The 22,515-nt window shown below is 57.9% G+C and carries 21 protein-coding genes; 8 read left to right on the top strand and 13 right to left on the bottom strand.

Going from position 1 to position 22,515, the window contains the following annotated elements; genetic code table 11:
* Window positions 1-189 precede the first annotated feature (189 nt).
* Window positions 190-2,169 carry a bifunctional 2',3'-cyclic-nucleotide 2'-phosphodiesterase/3'-nucleotidase gene (locus tag ACR0CZ_RS00895; protein ID WP_170394564.1) on the top strand — a complete coding sequence of 660 codons (1,980 nt, stop codon included), beginning with the start codon at window positions 190-192 and terminating at the stop codon, window positions 2,167-2,169.
* Window positions 2,170-2,258: 89 nt separating this feature from the next.
* Here ACR0CZ_RS00895 and ACR0CZ_RS00890 read toward each other — a convergent pair whose 3' ends face one another.
* The 7 genes from ACR0CZ_RS00890 to ACR0CZ_RS00860 form a co-directional block, all read right to left on the bottom strand.
* On the bottom strand, window positions 2,259-3,407 hold the full coding sequence (locus ACR0CZ_RS00890; RefSeq protein WP_480537139.1) for an amidohydrolase: 1,149 nt from the start codon (window positions 3,405-3,407) through the stop codon (window positions 2,259-2,261).
* A gap of 108 nt (window positions 3,408-3,515) precedes the next feature.
* Window positions 3,516-4,532 (bottom strand): GlxA family transcriptional regulator, encoded by a 1,017-nt coding sequence (locus tag ACR0CZ_RS00885; RefSeq protein WP_170394570.1) that lies wholly within the window; start codon window positions 4,530-4,532, stop codon window positions 3,516-3,518.
* Window positions 4,533-4,849: 317 nt separating this feature from the next.
* Window positions 4,850-5,845 (bottom strand): helix-turn-helix domain-containing protein, encoded by a 996-nt coding sequence (locus ACR0CZ_RS00880; RefSeq protein WP_170394573.1) that lies wholly within the window; start codon window positions 5,843-5,845, stop codon window positions 4,850-4,852.
* 97 nt (window positions 5,846-5,942) lie between these two features.
* A complete protein-coding gene (gene gcvP, locus ACR0CZ_RS00875) occupies window positions 5,943-8,798 on the bottom strand; it encodes an aminomethyl-transferring glycine dehydrogenase (RefSeq protein WP_170393730.1) in 2,856 nt (951 codons plus the stop codon).
* A 111-nt stretch (window positions 8,799-8,909) separates the two neighbouring features.
* Window positions 8,910-9,275 carry a glycine cleavage system protein GcvH gene (gene gcvH, locus ACR0CZ_RS00870; protein ID WP_170393732.1) on the bottom strand — a complete coding sequence of 122 codons (366 nt, stop codon included), beginning with the start codon at window positions 9,273-9,275 and terminating at the stop codon, window positions 8,910-8,912.
* Between the two features lie 17 nt (window positions 9,276-9,292).
* Window positions 9,293-10,390 (bottom strand): glycine cleavage system aminomethyltransferase GcvT, encoded by a 1,098-nt coding sequence (gene gcvT / locus ACR0CZ_RS00865; RefSeq protein ID WP_170394576.1) that lies wholly within the window; start codon window positions 10,388-10,390, stop codon window positions 9,293-9,295.
* Window positions 10,391-10,681: 291 nt separating this feature from the next.
* Window positions 10,682-11,869, bottom strand: a complete 1,188-nt coding sequence (locus ACR0CZ_RS00860) for a Zn-dependent hydrolase (RefSeq protein ID WP_480537140.1) — start codon at window positions 11,867-11,869, stop codon at window positions 10,682-10,684.
* Window positions 11,870-11,998: 129 nt separating this feature from the next.
* Here ACR0CZ_RS00860 and ACR0CZ_RS00855 point away from each other — a divergent pair, with 129 nt between their 5' ends.
* From ACR0CZ_RS00855 to ACR0CZ_RS00840, 4 genes are read left to right on the top strand one after another with little or no spacing between them, the layout of a single operon-like run.
* The gene (locus tag ACR0CZ_RS00855) at window positions 11,999-12,649 is read left to right on the top strand and encodes a histidine phosphatase family protein (RefSeq protein WP_170514965.1); all 651 of its coding nucleotides are present in this window, start codon (window positions 11,999-12,001) and stop codon (window positions 12,647-12,649) included.
* 10 nt (window positions 12,650-12,659) lie between these two features.
* On the top strand, window positions 12,660-13,274 hold the full coding sequence (locus ACR0CZ_RS00850; protein ID WP_170426208.1) for a glutathione S-transferase family protein: 615 nt from the start codon (window positions 12,660-12,662) through the stop codon (window positions 13,272-13,274).
* Window positions 13,275-13,288: 14 nt separating this feature from the next.
* Window positions 13,289-14,344, top strand: coding sequence for a saccharopine dehydrogenase (locus ACR0CZ_RS00845; RefSeq protein WP_480537141.1), 1,056 nt, complete (start codon window positions 13,289-13,291; stop codon window positions 14,342-14,344).
* 3 nt (window positions 14,345-14,347) lie between these two features.
* Window positions 14,348-15,490: a saccharopine dehydrogenase C-terminal domain-containing protein gene (locus ACR0CZ_RS00840; RefSeq protein WP_170394592.1), complete on the top strand. Its 1,143-nt coding sequence runs from the start codon at window positions 14,348-14,350 to the stop codon at window positions 15,488-15,490.
* Window positions 15,491-15,556: 66 nt separating this feature from the next.
* Here ACR0CZ_RS00840 and ACR0CZ_RS00835 read toward each other — a convergent pair whose 3' ends face one another.
* From ACR0CZ_RS00835 to ACR0CZ_RS00820, 4 genes are all read right to left on the bottom strand, one after another.
* A complete protein-coding gene (locus ACR0CZ_RS00835; RefSeq protein ID WP_223117180.1) occupies window positions 15,557-15,757 on the bottom strand; it encodes a DUF1127 domain-containing protein in 201 nt (66 codons plus the stop codon).
* A 57-nt stretch (window positions 15,758-15,814) separates the two neighbouring features.
* Window positions 15,815-16,051 (bottom strand): DUF1127 domain-containing protein, encoded by a 237-nt coding sequence (locus ACR0CZ_RS00830; protein ID WP_170394595.1) that lies wholly within the window; start codon window positions 16,049-16,051, stop codon window positions 15,815-15,817.
* Between the two features lie 130 nt (window positions 16,052-16,181).
* Complete coding sequence (locus ACR0CZ_RS00825; protein WP_170394599.1) at window positions 16,182-16,499, bottom strand: DUF3775 domain-containing protein; 318 nt, start codon at window positions 16,497-16,499, stop codon at window positions 16,182-16,184.
* An 87-nt stretch (window positions 16,500-16,586) separates the two neighbouring features.
* Complete coding sequence (locus ACR0CZ_RS00820; RefSeq protein ID WP_170394602.1) at window positions 16,587-17,357, bottom strand: DUF1365 domain-containing protein; 771 nt, start codon at window positions 17,355-17,357, stop codon at window positions 16,587-16,589.
* 147 nt (window positions 17,358-17,504) lie between these two features.
* On the opposite strand from ACR0CZ_RS00820, the gene ACR0CZ_RS00815 reads away from it, so the two are divergent.
* The 3 genes from ACR0CZ_RS00815 to ACR0CZ_RS00805 all read left to right on the top strand — a co-directional run bounded on the left by ACR0CZ_RS00815 (window position 17,505) and on the right by ACR0CZ_RS00805 (window position 19,276).
* Window positions 17,505-18,161 (top strand): sigma-70 family RNA polymerase sigma factor, encoded by a 657-nt coding sequence (locus tag ACR0CZ_RS00815; RefSeq protein ID WP_170395087.1) that lies wholly within the window; start codon window positions 17,505-17,507, stop codon window positions 18,159-18,161.
* Between the two features lie 10 nt (window positions 18,162-18,171).
* Window positions 18,172-18,822: a ChrR family anti-sigma-E factor gene (locus ACR0CZ_RS00810; RefSeq protein WP_170394605.1), complete on the top strand. Its 651-nt coding sequence runs from the start codon at window positions 18,172-18,174 to the stop codon at window positions 18,820-18,822.
* 112 nt (window positions 18,823-18,934) lie between these two features.
* On the top strand, window positions 18,935-19,276 hold the full coding sequence (locus ACR0CZ_RS00805) for a hypothetical protein (protein WP_255611950.1): 342 nt from the start codon (window positions 18,935-18,937) through the stop codon (window positions 19,274-19,276).
* Between the two features lie 3 nt (window positions 19,277-19,279).
* On the opposite strand, the gene ACR0CZ_RS00800 is transcribed toward ACR0CZ_RS00805, so the two are convergent.
* Both ACR0CZ_RS00800 and mutL read right to left on the bottom strand, forming a co-directional pair.
* The gene (locus ACR0CZ_RS00800; protein WP_170394608.1) at window positions 19,280-20,509 is read right to left on the bottom strand and encodes a DNA recombination protein RmuC; all 1,230 of its coding nucleotides are present in this window, start codon (window positions 20,507-20,509) and stop codon (window positions 19,280-19,282) included.
* Window positions 20,510-20,561: 52 nt separating this feature from the next.
* Window positions 20,562-22,412: a DNA mismatch repair endonuclease MutL gene (mutL, locus tag ACR0CZ_RS00795; protein ID WP_480537142.1), complete on the bottom strand. Its 1,851-nt coding sequence runs from the start codon at window positions 22,410-22,412 to the stop codon at window positions 20,562-20,564.
* Window positions 22,413-22,515 lie beyond the last annotated feature (103 nt).

The following is a 22,515-nucleotide window of genomic DNA, read 5'->3' as shown; positions in this document are numbered from 1 at the left end:
ACGATGCGGGCAGTTCACTGCAATCGCCTTTGGTGCGTAAAGTGGCTTGGACTGTGCAATTCAATACAATAGGCTTTTAGGATCCTACCCCCAAGTTCGGCATGTTTGATGCAAAGATCTTCACTGTCATACCCTTGTTGTGAAAAGCATCCAGAACACGCGTCGAATAACAAACCTGAGAGGTGCCTTATGTCCTATTCCAATCGTAGTTTGATTTCGCGCCGTCAGTTTCTTGCCACTACGACCGCCAGCGCTGCTGCCATCACCTTGCATCCCTTTTCGGCGGCGGCGGCCAACAATCAGGCGCATCTGAGGATCATGGAAACCACTGACATCCATGTTCACGTGTTCCCATACGATTACTATGCGGACAAACCGCGCGATACTGTCGGGCTGTCGCGGACCGCTTCGATCATCAATGAGATTCGTTCCGAGGCGACAAATTCGCTGCTCGTCGATAATGGAGATTTTCTGCAAGGCAATCCGATGGGCGACTATATCGCCTATGAACGTGGCATGAAAGAAGGCGACAGCCATCCGATCATCACTGCCTTCAATACTGTTGGTTATGACGCTGCCACTTTGGGCAATCACGAGTTCAACTATGGCCTAGATTTCCTTGAAAAAGCGCTTGCTGGTGCAGAATTCCCTGTTGTTCTGGCCAATGTTGCAAAAGAGACTGGGGCGTCCCCCCGCGATGATACGACTCTGGTGAAGCCCTATGCCATCCTTGAGCGTGAGATTGAAATGGGGGATGGCAGCAAGCATCCGATCAAGGTTGGTGTCATCGGATTTACTCCGCCTCAGATCATGAACTGGGATCGCAAGCATCTGGAAGGCAACGTGCAGGCGCGTGACATAGTCGAAACGGCGCAGGCTTACGTACCCGAGATGCAAGAACAAGGGTGTGATCTGATCATTGCCCTGTCGCATTCCGGCATTGGGGATGCGGATCACGCTGATGGAATGGAAAATGCGTCGGTCGTTTTGGCAGGGGTCGATGGCATCGACGCGCTGGCGACCGGGCACAATCACCTCGTATTCCCGTCCGCTACCTTTGCTGATCGTCCCGGCATTGATGTCGACAAGGGGACCTTGATGGGCAAACCGGCGGTGATGGGCGGATTTTGGGGGTCACATCTTGGCCTGCTGGACATGCTGCTTGAGCGCGACGGAAACGAATGGCGGGTTGTGACGACAACGTCCGAGGCGCGCCCGATTTCAAAGCGAAACGAAGACCGTTCGATCACAGCACTTGTTGGCGACGATCAGAAGGTGCTGGACTCGGTCGCGAAAGATCACGACGAAACACTGGCTTATGTACGCAGGGCGGTCGGCAAGACATCGGCCCCGCTGCACAGCTACTTTGCGCTGGTCGCAGATGACCCATCGGTACAAATCGTCTCGATCGCGCAGAAATGGTACGTCGAAGAGATGATGAAGGGCACCGAACATGAAGGTCTGCCCATTCTATCGGCTGCAGCGCCGTTCAAGGCCGGGGGTCGCGGCGGCCCGGACTATTACACAGATGTTCCGGTGGGCGATGTTGCGATCAAAAACGTGGCTGATCTTTACCTGTATCCCAATACCGTGCGCGCGGTACGCGTGAACGGTGCTCAGGTTCGGGGTTGGTTGGAACGCTCGGCGGGTATGTTCAACCAGATCGAGGCGGGATCCGAGGATGCGATTTTGCTAAACCCGGACTTCCCTTCCTACAATTTCGACGTGATGGACGGTGTGACCTACCAGATCGACTTATCGCAACCGTCGCGCTTTGGACCCAAGGGGGAAGAGATCAACCCGGATGCAGCCCGTATCGTAGATTTGGCCTTCAACGGTGAGGCGGTCACGGACGACATGGAGTTCATCATTGCCACCAACAACTATCGTGCTTCGGGCGGCGGCTCTTTCCCGGGCGCAATGGGTGATACCGTCGTGTTCGAAGCCCCTGACACCAACCGCGACGTGATCGTGCGGTATATCGTCGAGCAAGGAACAATCGATCCCAAGGCCGATGCAAACTGGTCGTTCGCGCCGCTTTCTGACACTACCGTGTTGTTTGAAACTGGTCCAAAAGCGCGCGACTACATGGGCGAAGTCAAAGGCGTCACCATCGAGGATGCCGGTGAAGGCGCTGATGGGTTTGCGGCATTCCGCATCAGGCTCTAGCAAGGGTAAGGTCCAAATTATAGTGTGAGCGGCCGTCCTAGATCATTCATCTGACGGCCGTTCGAAGGTGCTATGTTGCTGGGCCCCGTTCAGTCTTCGTCTTGAAGCGGAAGCCTATCGCGCACGAGATTTGCCCAGAATTCCGCGCCGATCGGCAGTAACGCATCGTTGAAATCGTAGTCGTTCGAATGCAGCGGTTGACCGTTGGAGCCGGATTCACCGTTGCCCAATAGGATAAAGCAGCCGGGTACGGCTTTGCAAAAATGCGCGAAATCCTCTGAAAAGCTCATCGGTTGACGATTGGGAAGTGTGTCCAGCCCGGATAGCTGCGCGACGCGGATGGCAGCCTCGGTCGGGATCGGTGCGTTGACTGTTTCGATGAATTCGGTTTTGAAATCCACTTGGACTTCGACGCCATGGGCGGATGCGATGCCATGTGCAATCTTGCGCATGTGTTCTTCGATCTTGTTTCGATCTTCAGGGCTGCGAGCCCGCGCATCACCCTTTAGCGTTGCCGTTCCAGGTAGAACGTTGCGCTGCCCGTCGGTCAGAAATTCGGTCACTGACACAACCGCCCCGGCGCCCGGGGCCAGCTTGCGTGCGACAATTGTCTGAAGCGCCAGAACGATTTCTGCCCCCACGGTTAGCGCATCACGTCCAGACTGCGGCATGGACGCATGGCCGCCTTGCCCATTGATCGTAATTTCGAAAAGGCTTTCCGATGTGCATATTAAACCGGTTCGGGTCGACATCTGCCCGACGGGTGCCCCAGGCAGGTTATGTATGGCGTAGACTTCTTCGATTGGAAATCGCGTCAAGACATTCTCGTCCAGCATCGCTTTGGCCCCCAGTCCAAGCTCTTCATTCGGTTGAAACAGGAACACCACCGTGCCGCTGAAACCGGGATTCGAGGACAAAGTCTTTGCTGCGCCCAACAGCATCGTCATGTGACCATCATGGCCACAGGCGTGCATAATGCCGGGATTTTGTGACACGTAATCATGATCGCTGGCTTCCTGAATGGGTAGCGCGTCCATATCTGCGCGTAATCCGATCGCGCGGTTGCCTTGATCGGCCCTGAGGATACCCACCACGCCCACGCCTTCATGAACTTCAAGCCCGTATTGACGCAGCAGCGCCGCAACTTTGGCTTTGGTTTTCGTTTCATTGAAGCCCAATTCGGGGTGTCTGTGGAATGACCGCCTAAGTTGGCGCAGTTCGGGTTGGTTCAATTCCATGGCGGTTAATGTTCCCAGATTACAGGTGCTATCCGAGCGGGGCGAACTCAGACTCTAGCCCTGATTGGTAGAGTACGATCGCAGCCGGGTCCACCGGCACGGCATCTCTCAATCGTTCTGTCCCGACCAGCCTCGCCTGAATGAGGTCGGCGCTGCGCCGTATCGTTTCTTGAACCGAACTGTCAGTTGGGTCGCGCTGCCAAAACCCGTGGCGGCCGCAATTTCAGCAACGGTCATTTCTGTTTCGCTTAGCAACGCGTAGGCGCGCGCCACACGCAACTCGATGTAGAATTGTACCGGGGAAACCTCGACATACTTTTGAAACAGCCGCTCCAACTGTCGGCGAGAAATCTGAACGATCTTGGCGATCTCAGAGATATCCAGAGGCTCTTCCAGATTCTCATGCATGATCTGGATGGCGTTGATCAGGTATTGGTTCCGACTGCCCAACGCGACAGAAAACGCGGATTTCTGGAGCGTTTTTTGATTGTTGGATCGTGAGTGGATGCACATGTCCGAGACGATGATGGCCAGATCCTTTCCGAAGTCGGTTTCAATCATGTCCAGTACCATGTCGGTTGCCGCGTTACCTCCACCGCAGGTCATCAGATCATTGTCAATCTCATACAGGTTAGCCGATGGTGTCAGGTGTTCGAAGTGTTCAACAAAGGCGGGTTGGTTTTCCCAATGCAGTGTGAACCTCTTGCCGGTCAGCATGCCTGCCTTGGCCAGCGTAAATGCGCCGGTACAAATTCCACCAAGCTTGCAGCCAAACGCTTTCTGACGGCTGATCCACGAAAGGATCGTTGAATTAATGCTTTCCGATGGTTCGATCCCTGAACACACAAACAATCTGGATGATCGCGGCAAATTATGCAGAGCCAAGTCAGCTGCTATTTCGACTCCATTGGAGCATCGAACAGGGTTCCCATCCTCAGAGATCAGAAACCACTTGTAGAGCTCTTTGTTGGTGACCTGATTGGCGATCCTCAGCGGTTCAACCGCTGCGCTAAAGGCAAGCATGGTGAGTTTCGGCAGCAACAGAAAATAGATCTCGTTGGATGATCCGTCATAATCGATGTCGAACGTCGCGGCCCCTTTCGGAACGAAATTCCTAGGTTTCATGCTCTCTTTTCCCAGTGCGGACCTGGATGGATAACCGGCCCGTACAATATCGTATCGATCGAAACACCAGCGTATCAACTTCGCAGATCACAAGCGAGTGGTCCTACGACAACAATTGGCCAGCGAGTAGCTGCGAGCTTGTCTGTAAGACGGCAATTGAGGATGTGGCCGGGTCATTAATTGAACCGGTGGCAAAGCATTGTTAACTGGACTAACAATCGTATCTGTCGTCAACCTCATGAGTGGTGAATGCCAAAAGTTCAGGCCCAGTGTGGTATCAACCGCATTCGACTGCGCTGTCGATTCACACGATCAAGCTAAACAGCCTGAGTTTTGCCTGCAAATCGCCGATTTCGTACACTTTCAGGCGATGCATCATAGTGATCCCGGAACGCACGCACCAATGCACTTGTGGAAGAAAAGCCCGTAGCGGTCGCCACTTCAAGATAGGTCATCTCGGTAAATTGAAGCAGGCCATAGGCCCGTTCTAGGCGAAGTTCCCGATACGTTGTCAGCAGTTTTACACCCGTTCTGTCCAGAAACCGCCGCTGTAACTGGCGCGTTGATGTACCAAGCGCCATCGCAAGTTCCGGTATCCTAAGCGGATCCTCTAGATTGTTCTGCATCTTTTCAACAACCTGTCGCACCATCGGGTCGGCTTTTGAACGTCTGATCAATCGAGATGCCAGTTGGCTTGCGCATGTAGTTTGCCTGTCGGCCAACCCGATATAGCTGCGTACTGACTCGGCAAGATGCTCGCCGTGATCAAAGGCAACAAAATCGGACAACAAACGCAACGTGCCCAATCTGGTTGATGCGCTATGGGTGCGGCTATCTGAGGACCAGTATGTACCCGAACCGACGTCGATCAGTCCAACCTCTTGCGCTGCGGCAGAAAAGTTGGGGTGAACCGATGCAATCCGCTTGGTTGCGCGACTAGTCTGGGCGAGAAGAAACACTGCACCGCCAACGAGAATTGATCGGTAGGACAGGTTCAATACTTGGGCGATCCAGGTTTTGTCCGACGGTGTCAGAGGCCAGCTTTTATAGATATCCCCCCAGAAAATCGCGGTTCGCCCGGCCCAGTGCAAGGGTCCGCCCGCAGCACCGTCGGCAATGGGGCGGATATTTGTAATGTATGTATGGCCTTCGTTCAGTTCATTCAGGGCACGATAGAAATCAACCAGCATATCTGCCGATGCTTCCGCTCCGCCCTCGCAAAGAATGATCTCGATCTGATGGTCTCGTTTGGGTCGTGCCAACGTGGTTTCGGTCAAATGCGCATGGTCATTTACAGGGACATAATGCTTCATTTCTCCTCCACCTTCTTTAGCGCTTCGGCCGCGAGCAGTCGTTCCCGAATTCGGATTGAAAACCCCCGCCAGTTGGCGGGGGTTTATTGATTGAGGTTTATTCAGCTGCGTCCATGTATTCGGTCATTGGCGGGCATGTGCAGATTAGGTTTCGGTCGCCGTATGCGTTGTCGACGCGGTTGACGGGGGACCAGTATTTGTCGACGCCCATGGAGCCTGGGGGGAAGCAGGCCTGTTCACGGGTGTAGGGACGGTCCCAGTCGCCGACCAGATCGCGCACCGTGTGGGGAGCGTTTTTCAGCGGGTTGTTTTCCGCGTCGATCTTGCCGTCGATGATGTCCTGTGCCTCGGAGCGGATGGACAGCATGGCGTCGCAGAAGCGGTCCAGCTCGTCCATGGGTTCCGATTCCGTAGGCTCGACCATCAGGGTGCCGGCCACCGGCCAGGACATGGTGGGCGCGTGGAAGCCGCTGTCCACCAGACGCTTAGCGATGTCATCGACGCTGACATGGGCCGCTTCGTCCAGCGGGCGGGTGTCGAGGATGCATTCATGCGCCACGCGACCCGTTTCCGAGGTGTAGAGGATCGGGTAGGCATCCTTGAGCCGCGCCGCGATGTAGTTGGCGTTCAGGATCGCCACTTTCGTGGCCTGCGTCAGACCCGCGCCGCCCATCAGCAGCACATAGGCCCAGCTAACCGGCAAGATCGAGGGCGACCCAAAGGGCGCCGCCGAGACCGGACCCACGGCAGTGCCGTATTCCGGGTGGCCGGGCAGATGCTCGGTCAGATGCGCTTTGACGCCGATCGGACCCATGCCGGGGCCGCCGCCGCCATGGGGGATGCAGAAGGTCTTGTGCAGGTTCAGGTGGCTGACGTCACCGCCGATGTCTCCGGGACGCGACAGACCCACCATGGCGTTCATGTTGGCGCCGTCGATATAAACCTGACCGCCATGATCATGGGTGATCTGGCAGACCTCCTGCACGGTGGTCTCAAACACGCCATGGGTCGAGGGGTAGGTGATCATGCAGGCGGCCAGATGGTCCGAGTGCTTTTCGGCCTTGGCGCGGAAATCATTCAGATCAATGTTGCCCTTCTCATCCGCCTGCACAGGCACAACCTGCCAGCCCACCATCTGGGCCGAGGCCGGGTTGGTCCCATGCGCCGAGGTCGGGATCAGGCAGACATTGCGCTGCCCTTCGCCCCGGGCGAAGTGATAGTTGCGGATGGTCAAGAGGCCTGCGTACTCACCCTGCGCGCCCGAGTTGGGCTGCTGGCTGATCGCGTCATAGCCGGTGATCTGGCACAACTTGTCGTTCAGATCATCGATCATCTCATGATAGCCCTGCGCCTGATCTTCGGGGCAGAACGGGTGCAGGTTGCCGAACTCGGGCCAGGTGACCGGGATCATCTCGATCGTGGCGTTCAGCTTCATGGTGCACGAGCCCAGCGGGATCATCGCCCGGTCCAGCGCCAGGTCGCGGTCGGCCAGACGGCGCATGTAGCGCGTGATCTCGGCCTCGGCCCGGTTCTTGTGGAAGATCGGGTGGGTCAGGTACTCGCTTTCGCGCAGCGCGTAATCCGGCAGGCGATAGGCCACGTTCGAGCTGTCATCCTTGCGGTCGATGCCGAAGGCCCCCCAGACCGCCTCGATGGTCTCGGGCCGGGTCTGTTCGTCCAGGCTGATGCCCACTTTCGTGTCGCCGACCTTACGCAGGTTGACGCCCCGGGCCACAGCGGCCTCCATGACCGTTTTCTGCAGATGGCCAACCTCAACCGTGATCGTGTCGAAGAACACTTCCGGCTCCACAGCAAAGCCTGCCTCTTCCAGACCGGCGGCCAAACGCGAGGTCTTGCGGTGCACCGATTGCGCGATGGCCTTGATGCCGTCGGGGCCGTGATACACGGCATACATCGAGGCAATCACCGCCAGCAGCGCCTGCGCGGTGCAAACGTTCGAGTTGGCTTTCTCACGCCGGATGTGCTGTTCGCGGGTCTGCAGCGCCAGGCGGTAAGCCTTGTTGCCCCGGCTGTCGATGCTGACACCGATGATCCGGCCCGGCATCGAGCGCTTCAGCTTGTCGGTGGTCGCCATATACGCGGCGTGCGGGCCACCATAGCCCATCGGCACACCAAAGCGCTGGGTCGAGCCGATGGCGATATCCGCGCCCATCTCACCGGGCGACTTCAGCAGCGCCAGCGACAGGATATCGGCGGCGACGATGGCAATCGCCTTGTGTTCATGCAGGGCCGCAATCTCGGCGGTGAAGTCGCGCACATGGCCATGGGTGCCGGGGTACTGGAAGATGGCGCCAAAGACCGCGCCCGCATCCAGCGTGTCCGGATCAGCCACCTGCACCTCGATGCCCAGAGGCTCGGCGCGCGTTTTAATCACCGCGATGGTCTGCGGGTGGCAGTTCTTGTCGACAAAGAAGGCTGCATTGTTGGCCTTGGACCGGCCGCCGCGCTTGGCCATCGCCATGGCTTCCGCCGCAGCAGTCGCTTCGTCCAGCAAGGACGCGTTGGCCACGTCCAGCCCGGTCAGGTCGCTGACCATGGTCTGGAAGTTCAACAGCGCCTCAAGTCGGCCCTGGCTGATCTCGGGCTGATAAGGCGTGTAGGCCGTGTACCAGGCCGGGTTCTCCAGAATGTTGCGCAGGATCGGCGCCGGCGTGGTGGTGCCATAATAGCCCTGACCGATCAGCGAGGTCAGAACCTTGTTCTTGCTCGCCACCTCTTTCATGTGAAAGAGCGCATCGCGCTCGGTCATCGCCGGACCCCAGTCCAGCGGCTCTTTCTGCCGGATCGCGGGCGGGACGGTGGCGTCGATCAGCTCGTCCAGCGTCTTGAAGCCGATCACCTTGAGCATGTCGCGCATCTCGGTCGGGCTGGGCCCGATATGGCGGCGGTTGGCGAAGTCATAGGCTTCGTAATCGGTCAGTTTGAAGGCCATGTGTGCGCTCCTCAAGGATAGGTCAGGCCCGGCGGAGACGGCAGGAGCCTCCGGCGGAAGTATTTGGAAACAGATGAAGGGGCGGGGCCGCGCACGGACCCGCCGCCTGAGTTAACCGATGAAGGCCTTGTAGCCGGCCTCGTCCATCAGGTCTTCGAGCTGCGAGGCGTCCGCGATCTTGATCTTGTAGATCCAGGCCTCGCCTTCGGGGTCTTCGTTCAGCGCGCCGGGATTGTCGGCCAGTGCCTCGTTCACCTCGGTGATCTCGCCGTCGACCGGTGCGTAAAGCTCGGACGCCGCCTTGACGGATTCAATCACGCCGATCTCGCCGCCTTTTTCGAACTCGTCGCCTGCTTCCTGCTGTTCCACGAACACCACGTCACCCAACTGCTCGGCGGCGTGTTTGGTGATGCCCAGCGTGGCGGTGTCGCCGTCAACGCTCAGCCATTCATGCTCTTCGGAATAATAGGTTGCCATGTCTCTCTCTCCTGACTTCAACGCTTGTAATTCTGTTTGACGAAGGGCAGCGCCACGATCTCAGCCGGTTGCGGCTTGCCCCGGATGATCAGGTTCACCTTCTCGCCCGGCTCGCCATGGCCTTTGCTCACATAGCCCATCGCCACCGGTCCACCCACCGTGGGGCCAAACACGCCCGAGGTGATCTGACCGATGCTGTTGCCCTCAAGGCACTGCACTTCCACGCCCTGACGCGCTGGCGCACGGCCTTCGGGCTTGATGCCCACCAGCTTTTTGGCGGGACCTTCGGCCAGTTCCTTTTGCACGCGGTCCGCCCCCGGAAAGCCGCCCTCTTCCTTGCGGCGTTTCTGGATCGCCCAAGCCAGCGAGGCCTCGATCGGCGAGGTGCTCTGGTCGATGTCATTGCCATAAAGGCACAGACCTGCCTCCAGCCGCAGGCTGTCGCGCGCGCCCAGACCGGCCGCTTCGCAATCCTCATGCGCCAGGAAGGCTTTGGTGATCTCAATCGCCTTGTCCTCGGGGATCGAAATCTCGTAGCCATCCTCGCCGGTATAGCCCAGCCGCGAGATACGGCATTCGACGCCGTTGATATCCGCCACGGTGGTTTCCATGAACTTCAGATCCCGCGCGGCGGGGCACAGTTCGCCCACAACGTTTTCCGCCGCAGGGCCCTGAACGGCCACCAGCGCACGGTCGAAAATCTCGATCACTTCGACGCCTTCGAGGTGCTCACGCATATGCGGAATGTCCTGATGCCGCAGCGCCGCATTCACCACCACAAAGTAATGATCCCCCGCGTTCGACACGATCAGGTCATCCATGATCCCGCCTTCTGCGTTCGTAAAGAACCCGTACCGCGCCTTGCCGTCCTTCAGCGTCGCATAAGCCTGCGGGCAAAGCGCTTCCAGCTTCTCACCCACATTCTCGCCCCGCAAAATCACCTGACCCATATGAGACACATCAAACACCGCCGCCTTCTCACGACACTGCTTATGCTCCCCCATAATCCCCAAAGGATACTGAACAGGCATCTCCCATCCCGCAAAATCAACCAACTTACCCCCCAACTCAACATGCAAAGCGTGAAGAGGCGTGCGTTTTAAGGATGAAGTCATGGTGGCCACCTGCTTTGTATCAGTTACCCAGAAACGTTCCTGTCAGTCTGACCCAAGCTGCACAGATTGCAACGATTCAGCCCAGGATTTCAGCAGATCGCCTCGATCACGGCAGAACAGTATACGGGTGCATGCATCAATAATGTTCCTATAGGAAACTTTTTTCCGTTAGGCAACACTCCTTGTTCGGAGTCAGTAAAACTGTGCCGAGCACCCGCCCATAGCTGGTGGACATCCCCGATAGTAACTTGGTTTCGCGTGGAAAATCATGAAATGGTCTTCAACTTACCTTCATTCCTCAAGGGAATGAACTGCGCGATCAAGCACCCTGAGACCCGCAACCAAATCCTCTTCGGCTGTGTCTTCGGCAAAATCGTGGCTGATTCCGTCAATCGACGGGACAAAGAGCATCGCAACCGGCATCAGGCGCGAGACATTGGTGGCATCGTGGAGCGCTCCGGATGGCATATTGCGCCAACGCCCAGGCGCAATGGCCTGCGCGCCGCTTTCCAGCGCACCGCGCAAAACCGGGTCCATGCTGACGGGCTCTAACCCCAGCATCGGGCCGTAGGTTAGTGTTATGCCCTGCTCTTCGGCAATCTGCTGTGCGGTCGCGCGAATGATGTCTTCCATACGCACCAGACGCTCAGGATCGCCGTCGCGCCATTGCATCGAAAACCGCACCCGTCCCGGCACGATAGAGGACGCATTGGGGTGAACATCAACACGCCCGATGGTCCAGACAGTTTGCGGCGTGACCACATTACGGAACCGGTCACTGAGGCGCGTGTTGAACAGCGACAGGGCCTGAAACGCGTCACGTCGCAAGTGCATTGGCGTGGTTCCAGCATGGTTTTGCTGGCCTTGGAAGGTGATGACCATATCGCGGATGCCGACGATATCGGTGACAACGCCGATCTGTTCACCGGCTGCATCCAGTGCCGGGCCCTGTTCGATGTGCATTTCGATGAAACCGCTGAACCGAGCAGGATCAACAAAGCCTTGCGACTTCTTTGCCATTTCAGCCCGCGCGCTGCCAAAGGTGACGCCTGAGCCATCAGTCAGCACGTCCGCCTGTTCCAAAGATAATCCACCTGACCAGACCGCCGATCCGGTGGTGACGCCGAACCGCCCCTCTTCGTCCTGAAAACTGACGACCGAGATGGGTCGGTCACTGGAACGCCCGATTTCCAGTGCCGCAATGACGCCCAGGGCTCCGTCCAGCCAACCGCCCTCGGGCTGGCTGTCGGAATGCGAGCCCATCAGCAGCGAGGGTCCATCAGCCAACCCGAACAGGTTTCCAACCGGGTCGACATGCGGAGTCAGGCCAGCCTCGGCCATGCGCGCGGCGAGCCACTGGCGCGCGGCGATATCAGCTTTGGAATAGGCGGGGCGGACGACGCCCTTGCCGACGCCCGAAGCCCCGAATGAACGCAGCGTGTGCAGATCGGTCAGAAATCGTGTGTGATCGACAGCCATGGGTCCTCCTTGTCGGGGTGACCATAGCGGTAAACTGCGCCTGATATAGGAGTTTTTTCGGGCCCGCGTGAAAGCCCTCTGGTCCCGGCCCCGAACCTGCCCTAAGACGTCAACGCAAGAGGGATCATCATGTCACATATCACATTAGTGCGCCACGGGCAGGCCAACACAACCGCACGGGATGAGCTGAGCTATGACCGGCTGAGCGAACTGGGTCACCAACAGGCCCGTTGGCTGGGCGCGCATCTGCGCGATACCCGCCTGCATTACCCTCGGGTTTATTGCGGCACACTCAACCGGCACGTGGAAACTGCGGCCAGCATGGGGCTGCCGCAGCCAACTCGGGATGCGCGGCTGAATGAGATCGAGTATTTCACCCTTGCCCAGTTGTTCCAACAGCAGCACGGGGTTGAAATACCAACCGACCGCGAAGGCTTTGTCGAGCACTTGCCCCGCACCTTTGCCGCCTGGTCCCGGGGCGAGATCGAAGATACGCCGGAAACCTTCGAAGAGTTCGAGACTCGCGTTCGCGACGCTCTGCGAGAGATAGGTACCGAAGGCGGTCCGGCAATTGTCGTGACCTCGGGCGGGCTGATCTCGATGGTGGTGCGGCAGGCGATGGGCTTGGATATCCCATCGATGGCGCGGGTGGCGCTTGCCATCATGAACACGTCGATGCATCGTCTGCACCCGATTGGCGCGCAGTTAAGTCCGGTTCTGTTCAACGCAGTGCCCCATCTGGAAGCGCCAGACCGTCAGTTCGCGCAGACCCATCTGTAAGGAGGCTACAATGCAACTTTATTATGCCCCCCGCACAATCTCGGTCGCCGTGGCAATTGCGCTGGAAGAGGCCGGGCTTGAGTATGAGGCCATCCAACTGGACTTTGCCGGAGGTGAGCAAACCAAACCCGCCTATAAGCAGATCAATCCAAAAGGTCGGGTCCCGGCACTGGTTGTGGATGGCGGCATTCTGACCGAAACCGGAGCGTTGTTGGAATACATTGCCGCTAAAGCGCCCGAGGCGGGATTGGTGCCATCAGATTCGGTTATGGCGGCGCGGATGCGAGAGGTGATGTTTTATCTCGCCTCGACCATGCATGTGAACCATGCCCACAAGATGCGCGGGCCCCGTTGGGCAGACAAGAAATCCAGCTGGAAAGACATGAAGGACAAAGTCGCGCAAAACATGACTGAGTCCTGCGCATATATCTCGTCGAACGGGTTGCGTGGGCCGTTTGTTTTGGGCGAGGCGTTCTCGCTGGCCGACGCGTACCTGTACGTGGTTTGCAGCTGGCTGGAGGGCGACGGTGTTGACGTCTCGGCCTTTCCAAAGATCATCGCCTTCCGAGAAGCGATGGAGGCACGTCCCTCGGTACAGGCGGTACGCGCTGCCGGTATGCTCTGACAAAAGGAATTGGAATGACACATCTCTGGGTCCGGGCAGAACAGCGCCCGAACGAGGAACGGGTCGGGCTGACCCCCGAAGGCACTGCCGCGTTGATCGCGGCAGGCATCCGCGTGACGGTCGAGGAAAGTTCCGTCCGCGCCATCGCAATTGATGGCTACAAGGACTCGGGCTGTGAAATCGCGGCTGAGAATTCCTGGCCCAATGCCCCGCTGGACGCGATCATCTTTGGCCTCAAGGAGCTGCCCGAGGACGGCACGCCCCTGCCCCACCGCCATATCATGTTCGGCCATGCCTATAAGGGGCAACATTCAGGACGCGCGCTTTTGCAGCGGTTCAAGGCTGGCGGCGGCACACTTTATGATCTGGAGTATCTGGTCGAGGAAAACGGCCACCGGGTTGCCGCTTTCGGCTATTGGGCTGGATACGCGGGGGCTGCCGTGACGCTCAAGACATGGGCGGCCCAGCAACGAAATGAAGAATGCCCGCCGGTTGGTGTTTATAAGAACAAAGACACGTTGAATGCCGAATTGCTGGCCGAGCTGGACTCCACCGGCGCCGACCGTCCTCGCGCCATCGTCATCGGTGCGTTGGGCCGTGTTGGCACAGGCGCGGCTGATCTCTGCGAGGCAATGGGCGTCAGCGTTACCAAGTGGGACATGGCCGAAACCGCCCGCGGCGGACCATTCCCAGAAATCCTCGACCACGACCTGTTCTTGAACTGTATCTTCGCTCGTCCCGGCACACCGGTCTTTGTCCCACGGTCAGCGCTGACCACCTCGCGGAACCTTACAGCTATCGGCGATGTGGCCTGCGACCCGGATAGCGATTACAACCCAGTGCCGGTCTATGACCGCGCGACCACATGGGATGCCCCCGCCTTGCGCGTGGCCACCGATCCGGTGATGGATGTTATGGCGATCGACAACCTGCCGTCGATGCTGCCTGTCGAAAGTTCCGAGGACTACGCGGCGCAATTACTTCCGTCGTTGTTGACCCTCACCGATCTGGATAGCGGCGTCTGGGGCCGGGCAGAAGCAACTTACGAAACTCATATTGAAGGGATCTGAGCGATGACGATTCACTGGTGCGGCACCGGCCTGTCGGCCATCCCCGGCCTGCGCCGTCTTATTGAAGGCGGGCACAAAGTCACTGTCTGGAACCGGACCATTGAGAAGGCCAAGACAGAGGTCGGTGACCTCACCGACGACATCCGCGCCTTCGACATCGACGCATTGGGTGCGGTGCTGGAAAAAGGTGACGCCATCGTATCGATGCTGCCTGGTGACTGGCATGTACCTTTGGCAGAATTGGCAATCTCGAAAGAAGCCAACTTTGTCTCTTCCTCATATATCGCACCTGAGATGCGCGCGCTGGACAGCAAGGCCCGCGAGGCCGGAGTAGCGCTGGTTAACGAAGTTGGGTTGGACCCGGGCATCGACCATCTGATGGCGCATGCGCTGGTTGCCGATTACCGCGCCTCGGACGCGTTTGATCCCCAAAACCACCTGAGCTTTATCTCTTATTGCGGAGGCGTTCCCAAGAATCCCAACCCGTTCCGCTACAAATTCAGCTGGTCACCTCTGGGTGTGCTCAAAGCGCTGCGCTCTCCTTCCAAGTCAATCCGGGACTACGCGCCGCTGGATGTCGCCCGACCTTGGGACGCGATCACCAGCTACATCGCACCGCTGCCCACTCCGGAAAGCTTCGAAGTCTACCCGAACCGCGACTCGATCCCCTTCAAGGCCGAGTACCAGTTCGAGGATCACTGGCCGGTCAAGGAATTTGTCCGTGGCACCCTGCGCCTGAACGGCTGGGCTGAGGCGTGGTCGGATGTGTTCACCGAAATCGAAACGCTGTCCGGCCCCGAAGGCGATGCGCGCTTGAAAGAGATGTCGGATCAGTTCTGGGCCGAGAACGCCTATGACGAGGGCGAGCCTGACCGCGTGGTTTTATGTGTGGGCCTGAAGGCGGAAAAGGACGGCGTTGAAGTTTGGCACAAAACCTATGTCATGGATGCCTGGGGCGACGCGCGCGGGACGGCGATGGCGCGGCTGGTTTCGATCCCGGTTTCACTGGCCGTCGAGGCCGTGCTGAACCGCGCTATTCCCGCAGGAGTTCACGCTGCACCCAGCGACCCGAAGCTGGTGCAGGACTGGATGCGCGAGATCGACACACTGGCGCAGCACCTGCAGATCGTGGACCACACGGCTTAAATCACAAACAGCCGCTCCGGTACCTTCGGAGCGGCTGCGTTCTTAATGCGGCTTAACCCGCTATCGTCAGATGTATTGCGCAATCACCGCTTCCACATCGCAGCGGTTGATGCCCAGTTCTGACAGATCGGAATCAGAAAGCCGATTCAGTTCCTGGGCGGCACAAACGATATCCGCCCTGATCGCGTGTATTCTCATCGCCCGGTCAAACAGCATCAATGCGCTTTTTGAAGGGGTTTGTTTCGGGATTGGGTTGGCATCCAGCATACTCGTTACCTCAGCAAAATTTACAATGGACCGATATCCGTACAGCGCCGGAAAGGCTTAAACGCCGTTCAGATAGGGTATGTTCTGATAGACGTTTCGATATACGCGCCGCCTGATCTCACCACGCGGAATGCCGATATCAAAAAGCTGACGATCGCTGAGTTCTTCAAGCGCCCGGATCGTGTTCTTGTAGACCTTGCGGCGCTGCCATCCTGACTTTGGCACTGTTTGGTTCACAAGTTGGCCAAAAAGCAGATCCCGATGATCTGCTCCGGTTGCATTGACATGTGCCATGACGGTTCCTCCTCGATTCATCGCTTTGTTTGATGAACCTGATCAAAGAACTCGACATTAACCCCGACGGAAGGCCGCATTAATTTTGCTTCATAAGCTAGGATAAGCTGACCCGTCGCCAGATCACCGACTACATCAGATCGTTTTCAACGTCCTCGGCTGAAATCCCCAGCGCATCCAACCCGTTTTCCAGATGGTCCGACAGATGCGGTGTTCCGATCAGATAATCCGCGCAAGGCGTCGAGGCTTCGGACTTAGCCGTCGCGATCGCTTCGGCCAAATCCTCGGCAAAAAAGCTTTCTCGGCCGATCCACATGACGGCTACCAGCTCTGCTTGCTCATCCTCACTCATACGGTCGATGAATGCGCGCAATTCGCCCTCGGCCCGGTCCAGTTCACGCCCCATCATGGCGACCTGGGCGATCTTTCTTGCCGAGATTTCCAACATCTGTCTCAACTCCTCGTGTTCGCGGTCCAGGCATTTCTGCACGATCCCACAGGTGACCGTCTTTGATCTTGCGCAAAGCGGAGGGCTTTAGTGCCGCGACCGGGATACAGGCTGATCGGGAACCGGCGCGGTACGAAACGGGCTGAACCGCGCCCGTTTGAACCACAGCTTCACCGCCTGCCAGTGGATCAGAAATACCGCCCGGCGCGCGCCGAACGGACGCCGCCAGAGAGACTTTAGAATGATCCGGTTGCTGTACGGCTGGCGCGGACCGGTCAGCGTGGCAATCAAACCGCCTCGGGCACGCCCATAATCGATCCAGACACCAACACGTTCGTCCTGATAGTCAAAGCGGAAGGTATAGGTGCCCTCGATCTTCTGAAACGGAGAGACATGCATCAGCTTGTCCGCAAGTATCCGATCGGTAGGTGCAATCGGTGAAAAATCGGGTTTGTGGCACAAGTAGCTATGGCGTGTGCCATAAGTGTTGGTCACCTCGGCCACCACAGCATAAAGCTGGTTATCTTTATCAAAACAGAACCAGAAACTGACCGGATTGAACACATGCCCTAACACACGGGGTTGTGTCAGCAAGGTCATCCTGTCCGGTTGTGGAATATCTTGCGCCTCAAAGCATTCACGCAGCCAGATCGCCCCGCGACCCTGACCAGGTTCACCCCCATGATCGCAATCTCGCCAGCTTGTCAGGTTCGCGCCATTGATCGAAAACAGGTATGGGGTCTTGGGGTGGGCCTCGGGGTCTAGCAAGATGTAATCGACGGAATAGCGAAACGCATTCTCGACCGCACCTTTGCGCCCGTGAAAGGTATGGCCCGCGATATAATCAATTCTGTTCATAAAACAGATTTTCCGTCCTGCCCGCAAATCATTCAATTGACATGCATTTCCGCATATCTGGTATCTCACAATACGATATTCAGCCGGTTTTGGATGAAATTTATCCAACCGACTGATCCACCTTGGGTGTCCCCACGTATTGTGGTTATGTTTACCGAGACTGACACCGCGACAATGGACGAACCGACGGCAGAAGCTGCTGGAAGAATTGTTTGGCGCGGACCTAAGCGTTTTAAGGGCAACTCGGTGAACGGACAGAATAATACTTGTGGCGCCAGAAAGGATTGGGTGGAACACGTCCGTCGAATCCGAGACGCTCAGGATCAGGCGTCCTTCGCCGAACTGTTTCAGCATTTCGCGCCTCGTATCAAGGCGTTCCTGATCAAGTCCGGTTCGGATGCCGCCCTGGCTGAAGAATGCGCGCAGGAGGTCATGGCGACCTTGTGGCACAAGGCGCATCTGTTTGACCCGACAAGGGCAACGGTTGCGACCTGGGTGTTCACGATCGCAAGGAACAAGCGCATTGACGTATTGCGCAAGCAACGCCGCCCCGAACCCGAAGACCTCGGGTGGGGGCCGGAGGCGGAGCCGGAACAGGAAGACGTTCTAGCGCTGCAACAGGAAACCGCGCAGCTGCGTGATGCCATGGCGGCATTACCTGAGGCGCAAAGACAGCTGATCGAGAAGGCCTACTTCGGAGATCTGAGCCATCGAGAAATCGCATCTCAGACCGGGTTGCCCTTGGGAACGATCAAATCACGGATACGGCTGGCGCTGGACCGCTTGCGCCACGCGATGAACTGAGATGACGAGCATGAAAAACGAGATTAAACATCACCTGACAGACGACCTGCTGCTGGCCTATGCCGCAGGCAATCTGCCCGAAGCGTTTGACCTGATGGTCGCAACGCATCTGTCTCTGTGCGACCACTGCCGCGCCCGCGCTGAAAGCTTTGACGCAGTTGGCGGATGCGTTTTGCAGGAACAAGATGCGTCAGCAAGCATGAGTGACGGTTCACTAGCGGCAACAATGGCATTGATTGCTCAGGGCGCACCAAAGGTGAAACCCGCGCACCCGTCTTGTGCAGTTCTTCCGACACCGCTGCAGGACTATGTCGGCGGCGACGTGAACGCGATCAAATGGAAGCCCGTCGGCATGGGTGTCAAACAGGCAATCCTGCCCACGACCAGCGAAGCCACCGCCCGGTTGTTGTTTATCCCCGCCGGGGCAGCGGTGCCGGATCACAGCCATAAAGGCATAGAACTGACGATGGTCCTGCAGGGTGCATTCTCTGACGAGATCGACCGCTTCGACCGCGGCGATGTCGAAATCGCTGACCAGTCTATCCATCATACCCCTACGGCAGATATTTCTGAAGACTGCATTTGCCTGGCCGTCACTGATGCTCCACTGAAGTTCAGCAAGCTGATGCCGCGCCTGTTCCAACCATTCCTTCGAATCTGATCCGTTGTGGTAGGGTTGTTTATCGACGCTAACTAAATCGGGGTTATAAATGTTCTTAAGGATGGCAGTCACAGCGCTTTTGCTGACTTTTGGAGCCAGCGTTTCCGCACAGATGTCCGCAGACGTTAAATTCCAACCGGGCAATTTCGGCACGATGGTGAATGGGACTGTCACCGGCGACGAATATTTCGACTATAAACTCGGAGCCAAGGCTGGGCAGGAGATGTTCGCCGACCTTAAGGTCAGTGACACCAATGGCAACGGCGTGATCTATTTCAACATCTTGCCGCCGGATAGCGACGGTGTCGCAATTTACAACGGCTCAATCGATGGAAATACCGCCCGGATCGAGCTTCCCGATGATGGCGACTACACCATACGTGTTTATCTGATGGGTAACGATCGCGACACAGGCAAGACGGTTGGTTACAATTTGGACCTGTCGATCCAATAACGCTTACCCTTCGGTTTTGCCCAGCGGCACGACGTTTGTTTGGTCATCCGGCGCAAGCTCTTCGAAATCGAAATTATCCAACCGTTGCGCCCGGCGACCCGCCTTTTCCGCGCTGATCTTGATTTCCGAGATATCCTTTGCAGCCTGCCCGAAATGACGGTCGAGGTTCGACACCCGGTCGCCTAAACGTTCCACATCCTTATGCAGCAGCCCCAATTCCTTGCGGATCGCACCGGCCTGTTCGCGCATGCGCGCATCTTTAAGGATCGCCCGCATGGTGTTCAGCGTCGCCATGCAAGTTGTGGGTGAAACGATCCAAACGCGTTTCGAGAAACTCTCTTGCACCAATTCAGGGAACTTGGCGTGCAGCTCGGCATAGACTGCCTCAGAGGGCAGAAACATCAGCGCCCCATCTGCAGTTTCACCGTCCAGAATGTACTTCTCGGCAATATCGTTGATGTGCTTACGCACGGTACTGCGGAACATTTGTACCGCTGCTTTCAGCTCCATATCATTGGTCGATCCGATCAGTGCCTCATAGGCTTCCAGCGGGAACTTACTGTCGATCACGATCGGTCCGGGAGGGTTCGGCAGGTTGATCAGGCAATCAGCGCGCCGTCCGTTCGATAACGTGGCCTGCAGCAGAAAACTATCTGATGGCAGCGCCTTCGAAACGATATCGTTCAGCTGAATTTCCCCGAAAGCCCCGCGCGTCTGCTTATTCGACAGAATATCCTGCAATGACAGCACGTCGCCTGAAAGCTTGGTAATATTGTCCTGCGCCTTGTCGATGGCTGCCAGACGTTCCTGCAATTGCGTCAGCGAGGTCGCCGTCTGTTTCGACGAACCATGCAGCGATTCCTTCATCCGCTCCTGCATCTCAGCCAGAGCGCGCGCCGATTTCATCGCGTTATCGGCCAGCCGGTCATTCATCTGCTGTTGCACCGATGACAGGCGGGATTCAACGGTCTGGATCACCTGCACCTGCGCGTTGGCCTGCGTGTCCGAGACATGCTGTAGGCCACCCCGCAGTTGTTCCTGCCCCTGGCCCAGTTGCTGCACATGCTGCCCAAGGTGCGCCATCTGCCGGGCCAGCGGCTCCGCCATCCGAGCTGAACGCTGTGACGCTCGAAGTGACAGAAACAGAAGCAGCAGAATCAACACCACCACCCCGCCTGCAATCAGGATGATAGGGTCATTCAATGCATATTGGGTGCCAGCAATCTCGATCATATCGCCTCAGATGTTCTTGTTTTATTCTTCATAGCCCGAGCGGGCCAGCGGATCAACTGCGGCCGAACAGGCGTTCGATATCGCTCAGCTTCAGTTCCACATAAGTTGGCCGCCCGTGGTTGCACTGCCCGGAATGGGGCGTCGCCTCCATCTCACGCAGCAGGGCATTCATCTCTTCGGCCCGCATCCGACGGCCAGACCGAACCGAGCCATGGCAGGCCACGCGGCTCAGGATCGCCTCGATCCGCGCTTGCACCATCTGGCTTTCGCCCTGATCGGAGAGCTCATCAAGGATATCGAGGATCATCGCGCGGGCATCGACCTCGCCAAGAATGGCCGGGGTTTCGCGCACGGCGATTGCTCCGCCACCAAAGGATTCGATGGTCAATCCAAAGCGCGACAGGTCCTCTGCAACGGCCATCAGACGTGCGCAGTCACCGTCTGTCAGTTCGACGATTTCGGGGATCAACAACGCTTGTGCGGCAACGCCATTTTCGGCCATCTGAGCCTTGAGCTTTTCGTACACCAGCCGTTCATGTGCGGCGTGTTGATCCACGATCACCATGCCGTCTGCCGTTTGGGCGATGATGTAATTCTCGTGCACCTGCCCGCGCGCCGCCCCCAAGGGCAGGTCTTGCGGCTCATCCTCCGGTGCAGTTTCGGGCACCGGTTCCACGATGCGTCCACTATAGTCCTGAGACAGTTCCGCAAAACCCGGAGATTGCGCCCGATAGGCCGCCTGACGCGCCGCGGGTGACGGGCGATCCATTTGATACACCCGCGCCGGGGTTGCGGGTGCGGGCTCGGGCCGCATCGCACCCAAGGTTGCGTTGGCCACGGTCGAAGATGCCCGGTGCCCGGCCTCGGCCAACGCGTGACGCAGGCTGGACACGATCAAGCCACGCGCGAGGCCGGGGTCGCGGAACCGAACCTCGGATTTTGCCGGATGTACATTCACATCCACCAGCGTTGGATCGCAATCTATGAACAGCGCCGCCGCCGGATGCCGGTCGCGGCTGAGGAAATCGAAATAGGCCGCTCGCAGCGCACCGGTCAGCATCTTGTCCCGCACGGGTCGCCCATTGACGAACAGATACTGCGCCACTGCAACCCCGCGCGAATAGGTCGGCAGCGCGGCATAGCCATAAAGCCTGAGCCCTTCGCGTGTGGCATCGATCTGCAAAGCATTCTCAGCGAACTCACGGCCAAGAACGCGCGCCAATCGGGCATGCAGCGCATCAAACAGATCGCCATTCTCGCGGTCGGCACGAAAGGTCACGCGGCCCTCTCCCCCGCCCGAGACATCGCGCAGGGTGAACGCGACCGAAGGCTCTGCCATCGCCAAACGTTTCACAATGTCCGAGATCGCCTGCGCCTCGGCCCGGTCCGTGCGCATGAATTTCAGCCGTGCCGGGGTGGCGTAGAAAAGGTCTCGCAACTCAACCACAGTCCCAGCGCGCAAGGCCGCTGGCTTCACTGCATCCATTTTGCCACCGGACACCTGGATCGAGGCCGCATCAGCACCCGAGACACGGCTGGTGATGGTCAAACGCCCGACAGCCCCCAGCGAGGGCAGTGCTTCACCGCGAAATCCAAAGGTGTGGATATTCAACAGGTCGGAGCCGTCGATCTTCGATGTCGCATGGCGCGACAGCGCCAGTGGCAAATCCCCGGCTGCGATCCCACACCCATCATCTGTGACACGAATCAGGGTCTTGCCGCCATCCGCGACCTCAATGGCGATGCGTGTGGCCCCGGCATCGATGGCGTTTTCGACCAGTTCCTTGACGGCAGAAGCAGGCCGTTCCACGACTTCACCCGCCGCGATCCGGTTGATCGCTGCGTCATCCAGCTGGCGGATTACCGGACGATCGTCGCTGATATTGGGGTTAGCATACACCATACCGCTAGACCTAGCATAGGCGCACGCGATTCGACCACCGGTTTGAATTGTGAAGAGCGGGCTTTAAACGAGGTATCCGGCCAGTTTGACCGCGCCGTTAAGG

This window comes from Ruegeria sp. H9 (assembly GCF_056532915.1).
The sequence above is the reverse complement of the archived record's forward strand: the minus strand, read 5'-3'. Positions and strand labels throughout refer to the sequence as shown.

Coding starts and splice junctions, on each gene's coding strand:
- ACR0CZ_RS00895 (WP_170394564.1), top strand. CDS start 190: ATGTCCTATTCCAATCGTAGTTTGATTTCGCGCCGTCAGTTTCTTGCC.
- ACR0CZ_RS00890 (WP_480537139.1), bottom strand. CDS start 3,407: ATGGAATTGAACCAACCCGAACTGCGCCAACTTAGGCGGTCATTCCAC.
- ACR0CZ_RS00885 (WP_170394570.1), bottom strand. CDS start 4,532: ATGAAACCTAGGAATTTCGTTCCGAAAGGGGCCGCGACGTTCGACATC.
- ACR0CZ_RS00880 (WP_170394573.1), bottom strand. CDS start 5,845: ATGAAGCATTATGTCCCTGTAAATGACCATGCGCATTTGACCGAAACC.
- gcvP (WP_170393730.1), bottom strand. CDS start 8,798: ATGGCCTTCAAACTGACCGATTACGAAGCCTATGACTTCGCCAACCGC.
- gcvH (WP_170393732.1), bottom strand. CDS start 9,275: ATGGCAACCTATTATTCCGAAGAGCATGAATGGCTGAGCGTTGACGGC.
- gcvT (WP_170394576.1), bottom strand. CDS start 10,390: ATGACTTCATCCTTAAAACGCACGCCTCTTCACGCTTTGCATGTTGAG.
- ACR0CZ_RS00860 (WP_480537140.1), bottom strand. CDS start 11,869: ATGGCTGTCGATCACACACGATTTCTGACCGATCTGCACACGCTGCGT.
- ACR0CZ_RS00855 (WP_170514965.1), top strand. CDS start 11,999: ATGTCACATATCACATTAGTGCGCCACGGGCAGGCCAACACAACCGCA.
- ACR0CZ_RS00850 (WP_170426208.1), top strand. CDS start 12,660: ATGCAACTTTATTATGCCCCCCGCACAATCTCGGTCGCCGTGGCAATT.
- ACR0CZ_RS00845 (WP_480537141.1), top strand. CDS start 13,289: ATGACACATCTCTGGGTCCGGGCAGAACAGCGCCCGAACGAGGAACGG.
- ACR0CZ_RS00840 (WP_170394592.1), top strand. CDS start 14,348: ATGACGATTCACTGGTGCGGCACCGGCCTGTCGGCCATCCCCGGCCTG.
- ACR0CZ_RS00835 (WP_223117180.1), bottom strand. CDS start 15,757: ATGCTGGATGCCAACCCAATCCCGAAACAAACCCCTTCAAAAAGCGCA.
- ACR0CZ_RS00830 (WP_170394595.1), bottom strand. CDS start 16,051: ATGGCACATGTCAATGCAACCGGAGCAGATCATCGGGATCTGCTTTTT.
- ACR0CZ_RS00825 (WP_170394599.1), bottom strand. CDS start 16,499: ATGTTGGAAATCTCGGCAAGAAAGATCGCCCAGGTCGCCATGATGGGG.
- ACR0CZ_RS00820 (WP_170394602.1), bottom strand. CDS start 17,357: ATGAACAGAATTGATTATATCGCGGGCCATACCTTTCACGGGCGCAAA.
- ACR0CZ_RS00815 (WP_170395087.1), top strand. CDS start 17,505: ATGTTTACCGAGACTGACACCGCGACAATGGACGAACCGACGGCAGAA.
- ACR0CZ_RS00810 (WP_170394605.1), top strand. CDS start 18,172: ATGAAAAACGAGATTAAACATCACCTGACAGACGACCTGCTGCTGGCC.
- ACR0CZ_RS00805 (WP_255611950.1), top strand. CDS start 18,935: ATGTCCGCAGACGTTAAATTCCAACCGGGCAATTTCGGCACGATGGTG.
- ACR0CZ_RS00800 (WP_170394608.1), bottom strand. CDS start 20,509: ATGATCGAGATTGCTGGCACCCAATATGCATTGAATGACCCTATCATC.
- mutL (WP_480537142.1), bottom strand. CDS start 22,412: ATGGTGTATGCTAACCCCAATATCAGCGACGATCGTCCGGTAATCCGC.